We start from the raw sequence: 12,652 nt of genomic DNA, 5'->3' as shown, positions 1-12,652 counted from the left end.
TCAGGCCGTTTCAGCGGCCGGCGAGCCCGACACCTCGTCGAGGACCACCCGGAAACAGGTGCCGCCACCTTCCCGCGGAAGGATGCGGACTTCCGCGCGCAGCGCGTCCGCGCTCTGCCGCACCAGCCACAGGCCCAGTCCCAGGCCTTCGGCTTGCGGGTCGGCCTGCCGGAACGCGGCGAACAGTTCCTCGACCTTGTCGGGCGCGATGCCGCAGCCGGTGTCCTCGACATCGATGATGACCTTGCCGTCGATGGCTTGCGCCGCCATGCGTACCGTGCCGTCCTCGGGGGTGTACTTCACGGCGTTGGACAAGGCGTTGCCCAGCACCGTCTCCAGCAGCAGTCCATGCGCGAGCACCACCGCCGTGGTGGGCTCGATCGTCAGCGCCACGCGCTTGCGCTGCGCCGCCCGTCGCCAGGTGGTGTCCAGCGCGTCGAAGACGTCTCCCAGCACCACCGGGGTCAACTCCACCGTGTCGCCGCCGGCATCCACGCGCGTGGCGGCCAGCAGGCGGTTCAGTTGCTGGTCCATGCCGAGCAGGTCGGCGCTGGCCCCGTCCAGGCGGGGCAGCTGGTCGTCGGGCACCGAGCCGCGCACCCGCGAGATCGCGTAGAGCGCCGCGCGCAGTGGCGCCTTGAGGTCGTGGCCGGCGGTCGCCACCAGGCGCGCAAGGTGATCACCACGCCGCTCCGAGCGGCGCAGCATGCGGCCCAGCTCCAGCTGGGACATCACTTGCCGGGCCAGCCGGCGCAGCGTGTCGAGCTGGAAGTCGTCGAGCGTGCGCGGCTTGGTATCCAGGACACACACGGTGCCCAGCGGCAGGCCGTCCGCGGTCTTGAGCAGCGCCCCCGCGTAGAACCGTAGCCCCGGCTCGCCGGTGACCAGCGGATTGAAGGCGAACCGGGTATCGCGCGTGGTGTCGGGAACGACCAGCAGATCGTGCTCGAGGATCGCATGGGCGCACAGCGAGGTGTCCAGCGGCGTCTCACGCACGCCCAGCCCGATCTCCGCCTTGAACCACTGCCGCTCGGCATCGATCAGGTTGACCACCGATATGGGCGCCTGGCACACGTAGGACGCGATCCGGACGATGTCCTCGAAAGGCCCTTCCTTCTCGGTATCGAGGATGCCGAACGACGACAGCGCCGCCAGGCGACGGGCTTCCGCCGCAGCGGGCAACTTGGGGGCGGGCGCGTGGGACATGGGTTTCTCCGGGACGCGCCATTCTGGCAGGTCGCCGTGTGGAAGCAATGTGGGCTGCCGCCTGCGGCAGGCTTTCACGGTTTCGTTCGCCTGTTTACCACGTGCCATGAACACCTGCGATTCCATACTGGACGCTCGATATCCAAGGAGCATCCGATGTCCGTAACCACTCCCACCCCGACCGACCGCAAGGTCCGCTATGGTTTCGTTGCCCTGGGCGACATCACCCAGGAAGCGATGTTGCCCGGTGTGGACCACACGGGTAACTCCGTCGTCACCGCGCTGGTCAGTAGCGACACGGCCAAGGCGGCCAAGGTGGGCGAGCGGTACGGCATCGACAGCGTCTACAGCTACGACCAGTTCGACGAGCTACTCGCCTCCGGCAAGATCGACGCGTTGTACATCGCCACGCCCAACTGGCGGCACGCCGAATTCGTCATTCCCGCGCTGAAGGCCGGCATCCACGTGCTGGTGGAAAAGCCGCTGGAGATCAGCAGCGAGGCCAGCCGCGAGATCCTGGCGACGGCGGCGGCGTCGACCGCCAGGCTGATGGTGGCCTACCGGCTCCACTTCGAGCCGTCCACGCTGTCGCTGATCGACCGTATCCGTTCGGGCGAATTGGGCCAGGTGCACACCTTCAGCGCGACGTTCGCCCAGATGGTCGACCCGAAGAACCATCGTGCGACCAACGGCGCGAAGGCCGGCCCGGTGTTCGACATGGCCCCCTACCCCATCAATGCCGCGCGCTACGTGTTCGATGCCGATCCGATCGAGGTGGTGTCGGCCGTGGGGCTGCGTCACCCGGACTCGGGGCTGGGCGATTTCGACCATACCGTGGCGGTGACGCTGCGTTTCCCCGGACACCGGGTGGCCTTGTTCTCGGTGTCGTATTACGGCCACGCCGTGGACGCGTTCTACGCCGCAGGCACCAAGGGCAGCGTCCACATGCGTCCCTGCTTCACCTACGGCAAGTCGCTGGAGCAGACGGTCAGCATCGGCGATACGCAGGAAACAGTCAGCCCCCCGGTCACCGACCAGTTCGGCGGCGAGCTGAAATACTTCTCCGAATGCATCCTCGGCAACGAGGATCCTGAGCCGGACGGCCAGGAAGGCCTGATCGACGTGCTGATCGTCGAGGGCATCATGGAGGCCCTGGCCAGCGGCAAGCCGCAAAAGCTCGACTTGCCTGCGCGCGAGCGCCGCATCGATACGCAGCGCCAGAAGATGACGCTGCCGAAGGTGGAGGCGCCCGCCCCCGTGGACGCCGCCAAGCCCTCGAAGTAAGCGACCCTCAGCCCTCGAGCAGGTCCGCGACCGAATCGAGGATTTCCGCCGGGCGGAAGGGATAACGATTCACTTCGGCCCGGTCGGCGATGCCGCTGAGCACCAGCACCGTGTGCAGGCCGGCCTCGATGCCGGCCACCACGTCGGTATCCATGCGGTCGCCGATCATGCCCGTGTTGTGCGAGTGCGCGCCCAGCTTGTTCATGGCCGAGCGGAACATCATGGGGTTCGGCTTGCCGACGATGTAAGGCAGGCGACCCGTCGCCTTGGTGATGAGCGCCGCCACTGCACCGGTCGCCGGCAACGGCCCTTCGGCACTGGGGCTGGTCACGTCGGGATTGGTGGCGATGAAGCGGGCACCCGCGCCGATCAGGCGAATGGCCTTGGTGATCGCCTCGAACGAATACGTGCGCGTTTCACCGAGCACCACGTAGTCGGGTGCGGTGTCGGTCATGATGAACCCGGCCTCGTGCAGCGCCGTGGTCAGGCCCGCCTCACCGATGACGAACGCGGAGGCACCGGGGGACTGGGCTTTCAGGAAAGCGGCCGTCGCCAGCGCCGAGGTCCACAGCTGATCTTCCGGCACGTCGATGCCCGAGGTGCGCAACCGCGCGCTGAGGTCGCGCGGGGTGAAGATCGAATTGTTGGTCAGAACCAGGAAGGGCTTGCCCTGGTCGCGCCATTGCCGGATCAGCTCGGGGGCGCCCGGCAAGGCCTTGTTCTCGTGCACCAGCACGCCGTCCATATCGGTGAGCCAGCATTCGATGTCTTTGCGATCGGCCACGAAAGGCTCCTTCGAAGGGATGAACGTTCACCCCGAAGCATACCGCGATGCACAAGGCGTTACGGCGTCAGCTGTCGTCGAACTCCGCATCCGGGGAAGCGGGTGCCGTACGCAGCACCACCCATCCGGCGAGTCCCGCCAGCAGCGAACCGGCGAGGATGCCCAACTTCACCTCTTCCTGGTAGTCGGGATGATCGGGAAAGGCCAGCATGCCGATGAACAGGCTCATCGTGAAGCCGATGCCACATAGCAAAGCGGTACCGAACAGCTGCATGCGGGACGCGGCCCGCGGCATCCGCGCCCAGCCCAGCCGGATCGCCAGCCACGCAGCGCCGAACACGCCCACCAGTTTGCCCAGCAGCAACCCCAGACCGACGCCCAGCGTGGTGGGCGCCAGCCACTGCGCCAACCCCACCCCCGCGAAGGAAATGCCGGCGTTGGCAAAACCGAACAGCGGCAGCACCGTGATCGGCACGAGCCGGTGCAAGGCATGCTCCAGGCGCAGCAGCGGGGAGTGGCTGCAATCGTCGTCCGACGGCAAGCGACCCTGGCGATCGGCCAGCGGAATGCACAGCGCCGTCGCCACGCCCGCCAGCGTCGCGTGGACGCCGGACTTCAACACGAGGACCCAAAGCACGGCACCCAGCAGCAGGTAAGGCCACAGCCGGGCAACCCCGAAACGATTCATCAGCGCCATGATCGCAACAGCCAGCACGGCGAGGCCGAGGTAGAGCGTGGACAACCCCGGCGTGTAGAACACCGCGATGATGACCACCGCACCCAGGTCGTCGATGATCGCCAGGGCGGCGAGGAAGGCTTTCAGCGAGGCCGGTACCCGGCTGCCCAGCAAGGCCGCCACGCCTAGCGCGAAGGCGATGTCGGTGGCCGAGGGAATGGCCCAGCCACGCATGGATGCGGCATCGCCACGATTGACCAGGAGGTAGATCGCCGCGGGCACGATCATTCCGCCCAGCGCCGCAAGCCCCGGCAGCACACGCAACGGGTTGGAGGCGAGTTCACCGTCGAGGAACTCGCGCTTGATCTCCAGGCCCACCAGCAGGAAGAACACCGCCATCAGGCCGTCGTTGATCCAGTGCAGGGCGCTCAATGGCCCGAGCGTCGTGTGCAACGCCGCGAAATACACGGGCGCCCAGGGCGAGTTGGCCACCGCCATGGCAAGCGCCGCCGATCCCATCAGCACCAGGCCACCCACGGCCGAGCCCGCGACGAAGTCGACCAGTCGTTGCAGCGGTCGCCAGATAAGTGTCTTGAGCAATGGACTCTCCTGTCCCTGAAAGCCCGAGATGGTCACATCATGCGCCAGACCAGGCAAACCCGCGGCTTGCCGGATCGCCGCGGGCCGGTGCCGGCGGCGACGTCACGGGTCACTCGGCGCGCAGGCGCTTCTCGTGCGCGGCGAAATCCTTGCGATATTTCTTCGCCAGGCTGGTCTTCTGCGGCTCCTTGAGGATCTTGCCGGCCAACTGGAAGAAGATCTTTTCCTCTTCGCGCAGATGGTCGTGCAGCTCTTCCGAGAGCTTCGCCAGGTTGGCCGTCCAGCTGCGACCCGCATGGCTGCGCGTCTGCATCTCTTCGATCAGGTCGTCCATCTTATGGTGATCGGCCAGGGCGTCGCGGGATGAATGCAGCCCGCGATCGTCCATCAGCATGGGCACGTAGAGGTAGCGTTCCTCCGCCGCCTCGTGCGCCGCCAGCTCGATACGCAGGGCGGTGAACAACTCCACACGGTGCGGGCCCGGCTCCGAGCGCTGCAGCTTGCGCACGAGGGAGCGCTGGGTCGCGTGGCTTTCGCGCAACGCTTCGAAGATGGTTTCGGACATGGCAGGCCCTGGCGGCGGCTAAGGAATGAGACCGCGCGATCATCGGCCACCACGTGTCGATGATTCGTCAGGCCGATTCGGCGCGTCCCCGGTGGCGCCTGCCGGGAAGAGGGACCTAACCGCCCGTCTGGTCCAGCACGCGCGACCCGGTGATGATCATCCGCAACATCTTGGCGATCTGTTCGATCACCTGCGGATCGTGCTCGGGCGGCTGGTCCATGGCCACCGCGCCCATGGCGAAGACCAGGCGGGTGATCGCCTTGGACACCAGCGCCGGCTCGTGCAGGGTGGCGTGCTCCGCAGCGGCTAGGCGGATCAGATCGACCCGCAGTTCGTCCTCGAAGTACATCAGCTCGCGCTCGACCGCGCGCTTGAAGGCGTCCGAGCCCACCGCGCCCTCGCGCAGCAGGACATGCAGCAGCTTGTCGTCGGCGCGCAGCTGCTCCATGAACGTCTCGACCGAGACGCGGATGACGCTGCGGTCGGTGGACGTGGCGCGTTCGCGCGCCGAGCCGATGATGGTGCGCAGCGAACGACCGGCCAGGTCGATGAGCGCGATGGCCAGTTCGTCCATGTCACGGAACTGACGATAAAAACTGTTCGGGGCGATGCCCGCCTCGCGGGCCACCTCGCGCAGGCTGACCGTGGAGAGGCTGCGGTTGGGGCCGATCAGCTTCAGCGCGGCGGCCAGGAGGTCCTCACGGGCGATACCGACCTTGCGTGGCAGCGTCGGGTTGGCCAGGGACGGGGTGAGGATGATGGATGTCATGAGGCAGCGGTGGCGGGCAAGGCCCGATCATACTCCTCCCCGCCACTGCACAACTGTATAGACATTCGTAAACATGGGCGTATAGTGAAGGCATGAACGCCCTCCCCGTTCCGAAGCCACCCCGCCTGCAGCGCGCCGTCCGGCGTGCCGTGTCCCCCGCCCTGTTCGACTTCTGGGCCACCCGGTTCAATCCACTGTGGACCCTCGAACAGCCCATGGCGCGCCTGCTCTCGCGCGCGCCGGCCGGCCGGGATGCCGTGACCCTCGTGCTACGGCCCAATCGCCACTGGCGCGGCATGCTGCCGGGTCAGCACGTCAACGTCGGCGTGGAGATCGAAGGTCGTCGGCTGGTCCGTAGCTACAGCCCCACCCCCCTGGTCGACGGCACACTGGCCATCACGGTGAAGGCCATGCCGGGGGGCCTGGTCAGCGGGCACCTGGCAAGCAAGGCACGGATCGGCGACGTGGTCACGCTCGGCCAGGCATTCGGCGAGATGACGCTTGCCGCCCCGCGCGACGACCTGCTGCTGCTGGCCGCCGGCAGCGGCATCACGCCGATGCGCGCACTGGTCCGTTCGCTGGCCGCGCAGGGCATGCCGGTCAAGGTCGACCTGATGTACTGGGCCCGGCAGCGCGATGAACTCTGCTTCGTCGACGAGTTGCAGGCCCTGGCCGCCGCCCATCCGCGCCTGCGGTTGCGCACCCTGCTGACGCGCGACGAAAGCCACCCCGACGAGCGCATCGACGCCATCGCGCTGACCTCGGTGGACGGCCTTGCCTCGCGCCGTGTGCTGGCCTGCGGCCCCGGCGGCTTCATCCAGGCCGCCCGCGCGCGACTGGAAGGCCGCGTGGCGCGATTCGATGCCGAGGCGTTCAGCGCACCGGCCCTGGTGGACGGCGAAGAAGGCGAGGTCCAGGTCCATCTGGCGCGGTGCGGTCGCACCCTCACCCTCGCCCGCGGCCAGTCGCTGCTGGAAGGCCTGGAAGCGCAGGGCCTTCGCCCCGCCCACGGCTGCCGCATGGGCATCTGCAACACCTGCGTCTGTGGACGCGAGTCAGGCACGGTACGGCACACGCTGACCGGCGCACACAACGGTGAACCGTCGACCCAGGTACGCCTGTGCGTCAGCGCGCCGAGCACCGATCTGGTCCTGGACCTCTAAGGAAATCACATGGCCCGTATCATCAACCGCATTCTTTCCGCTGCCGAGCTGCAGTCGTTCGGCGACGAACTGGACGCCCTGCGCGCACGCGTCACGGCGGATGTCGGCGCACGCGATGCACGCTATATCCGCCGCATCGTGGCCGCCGTGCGCTGGACCGGCGTCGCTGGCCGCGCCCTGCTCTTCCTCGGTGCCTTCGTGCACGCCGTACTGGTACCCGGGTGGATACTGGGCGTGCTGTGCCTGGGTGCGTCGAAGATCCTGGAAAACATGGAACTCGGCCATAACGTGATGCACGGCCAGTACGACTGGATGGGCGACCCGAAGCTCAACGGCAAGACCTACGAATGGGACATCGTCGCCACGGGCGATGCCTGGCGCAAGACGCACAACTTCCAGCACCACACGTACACCAACGTGCGCGGCATGGACGACGACATCGGTTACGGCCTGCTGCGCATCTTCCCGGAACAGCGCTGGCGCCCGTTCTACCTGATGCAGCCGTTCATCGCGGTGGTCTTCATGCTGCTGTTCCAGTGGGGCGTGGCGATCCAGGACCTGCGCGTGGGCCGCTGGTTCGCCGGCAAGATGAAGGGTGCCGAGCTGCGCCGGGCGTTCCGTCCGGTCGGCCGCAAGATGGGTCGCCAGTTGCTCAAGGATTACCTGGTGTTCCCGCTGCTGGCGGGCCCGTTCTTCCTGCCGGTGCTGCTGGGCAACATGGTGGCCAACGGCATGCGCAACGTGTGGACCTTCGTCATCATCTTCTGCGGCCACTTCACCGCCGATGCGGAAGTGTTCCCGAAGGAAACCATCCGCAACGAAACCCGCGGCCACTGGTACCTGCGCCAGCTGCGCGGCTCGTCGAACATCGCCGGCGGCAAGCTGCTCAACGTGATGTCGGGCAACCTCAGCCACCAGATCGAGCATCACTTCTTCCCCGACCTGCCGGCCAACCGCTACGCAGCCATGGCCGTGGAAGTGAAGCAGATCTGCGCGCGGTACGGCCAGCACTACAACACCGGCTCGCTGCCGAAGCAGTTCGGCCAGGTGATCTGGCGCATCGTGCGGCACGCGTTCCCGAGCCGGGCCCGTGCGGTGCGTATCCCCGAAGCGGCCATGCAGGGCGGCTGAGGCCACGAAAAAAGGGCGGCGCGTCGACTCATCGACGCGCCGCCCTTTTTCATGGGCGCGGAAGCGGCTGGATCAGTGCTTGGGCTTGGGCTTCTTCGGCAACGCCGTCACGGAGCCCGCGTCCTTGCCGAGGCTGTCGGCTTCGATCACCGCGCCGTGCGGCGTATCCAGCCAGCGGCCTTCCACGCCGATACCCCGGCCGACCACGAGATGCTTCGACAGCGCATCGGCGGCATGGGGCGGGATGCGCACGATCACGCCATCGTCCAGCAGCACGCCGTGCACGTTGCCCTTGGGACCGTGCAGCAACCGCTCCACGGTGCCCTCGTACGACCAGCGCGAACCGTCATCGGCCACTTTCGGCTTGTCGTGTCCCTTGCCGGGACCCTCGTCCATGATGCGCTTGCCACGGGGCGGGTCGATGGCGACGGCCACCACGAGATCGACGTCACGCAGCGCCACGCCACGCACCTCGATGGTCACGCCGGGCTTGATGGCTTTCTCGATCGCGGCGGAAAGGTGCGGCGGCGTGTGCACCTCCATGCCGTCATCGAGCAACAGGCCGTCGATGAGACCGTGACCGTTGAGGAGGAAACGGTCCAGGGCGCCGCGGATCACCGGCAGGCGATCGGGGTCGAGATGATGCATGGGTATCTCCAGTAAAAAAGGAAAGCAGGACGGCCGCCCGTAAAACGGGCGGCCGTGTAACGCGGTGATCGGCTTAGCGGACGGGCGGCGGAACCATGCCCACCGTGTTGGACGGACCCGGCACCGTCTGCGTGGGCGCCGGAGGGGCGGGCGGCGGCGGCGGGAGCTGACCCGGCTGCGGCGGCTGCACCAGCGGCTGTTCGGTGCCGGGGGAAGCGCCGATCGCCGTGGCCTGCATGGCCCTGCCGAACGGAGACTCCACACCGAAACCCTTGGCGCTCAGGCGCGCGCCCGGTTGCAGCAAGGGATTGTCCACCGCAGCCGGCGGCGGGACCCGCACGATCGGGCCGCTGTCGAGGACCACGCCGTTGACCTCGCCCATGGGCCCCAGCAGCGCCTGGGTCACCCGACCCTGCGCATCCATCGGCTGGAGAGCCGGCGGAACGGGGGGTGCCGGCGGAACGGCGGGCGGCGTATCGACCAGCTTGTCACCATTGGGCAGGCCGAGCGAGGCGGCTCGGACCAGCGGCAACGTACCCACACGGAAACCGTCGATGTCGAGACGGTCGCCCGTCCTGGCCTTGGCGGTCAGCGACGCGCCGAGAGTCGGCGGGAAATCGACCTGCGTGTGGTCGGCAAGCAGCACGCCGTCCACCTCGCCGTTCGGGTTGACCAGGAAGCGGGCAATGCGACCGCTCAGCTGCACGCTGCGCTGGGACGATGTCATCGGCGGCGGGGGCGGCGGTGGCAGCGGAGCCGCCTGGTCCGGTGCCGGCGGCTGGGCCTGGGCCGCCACGACGGGCCGGGGCGCGGCGGGCGACGGAGCGACGGCGGCAGCGGCGGCCGTCATGCCGCCGCAAGCGGCGAGGATGGCAAAGGAAAGAACGCGAGTTTTCATGTTCGACTCCGAGGTGCGGTGGGGAGGCCGCATCAAGGTCGATGCATGCGCCGTGCCAACCCTCTGGACGCCGTATGGCGCGGCCGCGCGCAGCGGGTGCAGGTCGCGATGTCCCTTTCCGGGACACCCGGGTGTCCGCCCGCGGGACATCATTCCAGCCCGTAATCCACCAGCTTGCGGTAGAGCAGCTGGCGCCGGATACCGAGGCGTCTGGCTGCCTCGGCACGGTTGCCCTGCGCCTCGCGCAGGGCGTCGACGATCATCGTGCGCTCGAGGCGCGCCACGGCATCGGGCAGGCTCTCCGGCGCGGCATCGGCGGCGATCGCCACGGCGGGCGCGGCCGTGTTGAGCATCGGCGCGAGATCCGCCGCGTCGATGCGCTGGCCCGCCACCAGTACACGGCAACGCTCCATCACATTGCGCAGCTCGCGCACGTTGCCCGGCCACGCATACGCCTGCAACAGCGCCAGGGCGGCTTCGGTGAGCTGCTTGCCGGGCCGGCCGTCTTCCCGCAGGAAACGATCCGCCAACGCCGGGATGTCTTCGGGGCGCTCGTGCAACGCGCCCAGTTCGATCGGCAGCACGTTGAGGCGATAGAACAGGTCGCTTCGGAACGTGCCTGCCGCGATGAGGTCGCCGATGCGGCGGTGCGTGGCGGCCAGCACGCGGACATCCACGCGGACCGGCTGGCTGCTGCCCAGCGGTGTCACGGCGCCCTCCTGCAACACGCGCAGCAGTTTCGCCTGCATGGACAGCGGCATGTCGCCGATCTCGTCCAGCAGCAGCGTGCCGCCGTCGGCCTCACGAAAATAGCCTTCGCGCTCCGTGGTGGCGCCGGAGAACGCGCCGCGCCGGTGTCCGAACAGTTCGCTCTCGAGCAGGTCGGCGGGGATGGCCGCGCAGTTCACCGCGACGAACGGCCGGGCGGCGCGCGGGCTGGCCCGGTGCAAGGCGCGCGCGACCAGCTCCTTGCCCGTGCCCGTCTCGCCCGTGATCAGCACCGGCACGTCGCTGGCGGCGGCCAGTCCGATGCGTTTCTGCACCTGACGCATACCCTGGCTGCTGCCCGCCAGCTCGGTGTCGTCGGCCGCCACCGCCGGCACGCTGGTCCGACGGCCGGAGGCCAGCGCGCGCGCCACGATCTCGGCCAGTTCGGCCCGCCCGATCGGCTTGGTCAGGTGATCGAAGGCACCCAGGCGCATGGCGTCGATGGTGTTCTGGCCCGACGCGAAGGCGGTCAGCATGATGACCGGAATGGCGCTGAGGCGATCGTCGGCCTGCCGCTGGCGCAGGAAGCTGATGCCGTCCATCGTCGGCATGCGGTAATCGACGAAGGCGAGTTCGACCGGCGCGTCGGCCAGCATGGCCAGCCCTGCGCTGCCGTCCGTCGCCACGATCACTTCGTGCCCCATCGAACCCAGGGTGACAGCCAACGTCGCGCCGAAATCGCGATCGTCGTCGATGAGCAGGATCAGCGCCATGGCAGCTCCACGCGAAAGGCGGTCTGGCCGTCGTGCCATGCATGGCCGACGGTTCCGTTATGGGCTTCGACGATATCGCGTACCAGTGCCAGTCCGAGCCCGTTGCCGTCGATGCGGTCCGTGGCGAACGGCTCGAACAGATGGTCGCGCACCTCTTGCGACATCGGCTCGCCTACGTTGGCGACGATCATGACCAGGCGACCATCCATGGCCTCGATGGACCAGTTGACGATACTGCCGGCAGCACGATGACGCAGCGCATTGCGCAGCAGGTTGTCGACCGCACGCTCCATCTGCGCGGGATCGAGCGACCAGGTGGTCGCCCCATCGCCGACGCGCAGTGCGACGGCGGTTTGCCCGTCGCCCAGCTCGGCCAGCACGCGCCGGGCCCAGTCGGCGATGTCCACCTCGGTGCGCTCCACGCGCACCGGCTGCACCATGCGCAACAGCGTCTCCACCAGGGCATCCAGCTTGCCCACCTGCGCCAGCATCAGGTCCAGCGAGGCGTGTGTGGTCGGGGACAACGCTTCGGGTGCGATCGCCAGCGCGTTCTCGGCGGCCAGGCGCAGGGTGGCAATAGGGTTGCGGATCTCGTGCGCCACGGTGGCGGTCATGCGGCCCAGCGAGGCCAGGCGCTCATGACGGCTGAGGTGACTGGCCAGCGTGGCCGCCTCGCGGTGGCTCTCGGCGAGCCGGGTCGCATAGCCGACCACCGTCTCACCCAGACGATCCAGCTCCGGCGCACCCGTTCGCGGCAGGTCGGGAATGGCGTCGCTGTGCGCGAGCGCATGCTCCACCGCAGCAAAGCGTCGTGACCAGCGGCGCATGATGGCGCCCAGCGCACCGGCCGAAGCGAGCGCCAGGGCCAGCAGTACGCCTGCCGCCGCGGCGAACAATCCGGACGAGCGGCCCGGTGCATGGGCCAGGTGGGTCATCGTCCATCCCGCACGGTACGCGTCGATCGGGCAGGCGGCGATCAACAGCGACTCGCGCTTTCCGGAACGGGTATAGCCGACCGTCTCGTGCCGTGACAGGGCCGCCGCGGCCGTCGTTACCAGGTTGCCCCGCTCCGCGTCCGGCACGTCGGACTTGCTGCCCGATCCCTGGTACGTGGGGTAGGCATAGGCAACGAAACCCGTGCGGTTATCCCAGACGCCGCCCTCGATGCCGTCCTGGTCCGCCAGCACCAGTTGGACCACCACATTGGCAAGGCCGTTGGCCAGCGACTCCGAGCGTGCGTCCGCGCTGGCGCCGTTATAGCGGGCGACCAGGGACGCGCAATCGGTGTCCAGGGTTTGTCGCGCCTGGGCAAGCTGCATGCTGCCGGACTGCTGCCAGGCGGCGAAGAGCAAACCGGCCATGCCGACGCAGCCGGCAAGGATCAGCACCCAGACCAGAAAGAGCTGACGGGAAAGGGTGGCAGGCATGCGTCACCGGGAGGAAGAAT

The 12,652-nt window shown here is 68.1% G+C and carries 12 protein-coding genes; 3 read left to right on the top strand and 9 right to left on the bottom strand.

Annotated features, from left to right (window positions below):
• On the bottom strand, nt 1–1,206 hold the full coding sequence (locus QRN34_RS13905; RefSeq protein WP_285405244.1) for a GAF domain-containing sensor histidine kinase: 1,206 nt from the start codon (nt 1,204–1,206) through the stop codon (nt 1–3).
• Between the two features lie 156 nt (nt 1,207–1,362).
• On the opposite strand from QRN34_RS13905, the gene QRN34_RS13900 reads away from it, so the two are divergent.
• Nucleotides 1,363–2,490: a Gfo/Idh/MocA family oxidoreductase gene (locus QRN34_RS13900; protein ID WP_285405243.1), complete on the top strand. Its 1,128-nt coding sequence runs from the start codon at nt 1,363–1,365 to the stop codon at nt 2,488–2,490.
• A 7-nt stretch (nt 2,491–2,497) separates the two neighbouring features.
• Here QRN34_RS13900 and QRN34_RS13895 read toward each other — a convergent pair whose 3' ends face one another.
• The 4 genes from QRN34_RS13895 to fabR form a co-directional block, all read right to left on the bottom strand.
• The gene (locus QRN34_RS13895) at nt 2,498–3,274 is read right to left on the bottom strand and encodes an HAD-IIA family hydrolase (protein ID WP_036137774.1); all 777 of its coding nucleotides are present in this window, start codon (nt 3,272–3,274) and stop codon (nt 2,498–2,500) included.
• A 67-nt stretch (nt 3,275–3,341) separates the two neighbouring features.
• Nucleotides 3,342–4,550: a Na+/H+ antiporter NhaA gene (nhaA, locus tag QRN34_RS13890; protein ID WP_285405242.1), complete on the bottom strand. Its 1,209-nt coding sequence runs from the start codon at nt 4,548–4,550 to the stop codon at nt 3,342–3,344.
• 109 nt (nt 4,551–4,659) lie between these two features.
• On the bottom strand, nt 4,660–5,115 hold the full coding sequence (locus QRN34_RS13885) for a hemerythrin domain-containing protein (RefSeq protein ID WP_285405241.1): 456 nt from the start codon (nt 5,113–5,115) through the stop codon (nt 4,660–4,662).
• 115 nt (nt 5,116–5,230) lie between these two features.
• Nucleotides 5,231–5,884 carry an HTH-type transcriptional repressor FabR gene (gene fabR / locus QRN34_RS13880; RefSeq protein WP_285405240.1) on the bottom strand — a complete coding sequence of 218 codons (654 nt, stop codon included), beginning with the start codon at nt 5,882–5,884 and terminating at the stop codon, nt 5,231–5,233.
• Between the two features lie 92 nt (nt 5,885–5,976).
• Between fabR and QRN34_RS13875 the strand changes: the two genes are divergently transcribed.
• Both QRN34_RS13875 and QRN34_RS13870 read left to right on the top strand, forming a co-directional pair.
• Nucleotides 5,977–7,047, top strand: coding sequence for a ferredoxin reductase (locus tag QRN34_RS13875; RefSeq protein ID WP_285405239.1), 1,071 nt, complete (start codon nt 5,977–5,979; stop codon nt 7,045–7,047).
• 9 nt (nt 7,048–7,056) lie between these two features.
• Entirely contained in the window at nt 7,057–8,178 is a 1,122-nt protein-coding gene (locus QRN34_RS13870; protein ID WP_285405238.1) for an acyl-CoA desaturase, read from the top strand.
• A 72-nt stretch (nt 8,179–8,250) separates the two neighbouring features.
• On the opposite strand, the gene QRN34_RS13865 is transcribed toward QRN34_RS13870, so the two are convergent.
• The 4 genes from QRN34_RS13865 to QRN34_RS13850 form a co-directional block, all read right to left on the bottom strand.
• Entirely contained in the window at nt 8,251–8,826 is a 576-nt protein-coding gene (locus tag QRN34_RS13865) for a hypothetical protein (protein ID WP_285405237.1), read from the bottom strand.
• A 73-nt stretch (nt 8,827–8,899) separates the two neighbouring features.
• Nucleotides 8,900–9,724: a hypothetical protein gene (locus QRN34_RS13860; RefSeq protein ID WP_285405236.1), complete on the bottom strand. Its 825-nt coding sequence runs from the start codon at nt 9,722–9,724 to the stop codon at nt 8,900–8,902.
• A 149-nt stretch (nt 9,725–9,873) separates the two neighbouring features.
• Nucleotides 9,874–11,205, bottom strand: a complete 1,332-nt coding sequence (locus tag QRN34_RS13855; protein ID WP_285405235.1) for a sigma-54 dependent transcriptional regulator — start codon at nt 11,203–11,205, stop codon at nt 9,874–9,876.
• Nucleotides 11,196–12,632: a HAMP domain-containing sensor histidine kinase gene (locus QRN34_RS13850; protein ID WP_285405234.1), complete on the bottom strand. Its 1,437-nt coding sequence runs from the start codon at nt 12,630–12,632 to the stop codon at nt 11,196–11,198. The genes QRN34_RS13855 and QRN34_RS13850 overlap by 10 nt, the downstream gene beginning before the upstream one ends.
• Nucleotides 12,633–12,652 lie beyond the last annotated feature (20 nt).

This window comes from Luteibacter sp. ME-Dv--P-043b (genome assembly GCF_030209605.1).
In the GTDB taxonomy this organism is placed as follows: Bacteria; Pseudomonadota; Gammaproteobacteria; order Xanthomonadales; family Rhodanobacteraceae; genus Luteibacter.
Note: the sequence above shows the minus strand (reverse complement) of the source record. Positions and strands in the feature narration are given on the sequence as shown.

Excerpts from the sequence above, each read along its gene's own strand:
- QRN34_RS13865 (WP_285405237.1), bottom strand. The coding sequence starts at position 8,826 with ATGCATCATCTCGACCCCGATCGCCTGCCGGTGATCCGCGGCGCCCTG.
- QRN34_RS13860 (WP_285405236.1), bottom strand. The coding sequence starts at position 9,724 with ATGAAAACTCGCGTTCTTTCCTTTGCCATCCTCGCCGCTTGCGGCGGC.
- fabR (WP_285405240.1), bottom strand. The coding sequence starts at position 5,884 with ATGACATCCATCATCCTCACCCCGTCCCTGGCCAACCCGACGCTGCCA.
- QRN34_RS13900 (WP_285405243.1), top strand. The coding sequence starts at position 1,363 with ATGTCCGTAACCACTCCCACCCCGACCGACCGCAAGGTCCGCTATGGT.
- QRN34_RS13875 (WP_285405239.1), top strand. The coding sequence starts at position 5,977 with ATGAACGCCCTCCCCGTTCCGAAGCCACCCCGCCTGCAGCGCGCCGTC.
- QRN34_RS13870 (WP_285405238.1), top strand. The coding sequence starts at position 7,057 with ATGGCCCGTATCATCAACCGCATTCTTTCCGCTGCCGAGCTGCAGTCG.
- QRN34_RS13850 (WP_285405234.1), bottom strand. The coding sequence starts at position 12,632 with ATGCCTGCCACCCTTTCCCGTCAGCTCTTTCTGGTCTGGGTGCTGATC.
- QRN34_RS13855 (WP_285405235.1), bottom strand. The coding sequence starts at position 11,205 with ATGGCGCTGATCCTGCTCATCGACGACGATCGCGATTTCGGCGCGACG.
- QRN34_RS13885 (WP_285405241.1), bottom strand. The coding sequence starts at position 5,115 with ATGTCCGAAACCATCTTCGAAGCGTTGCGCGAAAGCCACGCGACCCAG.
- QRN34_RS13905 (WP_285405244.1), bottom strand. The coding sequence starts at position 1,206 with ATGTCCCACGCGCCCGCCCCCAAGTTGCCCGCTGCGGCGGAAGCCCGT.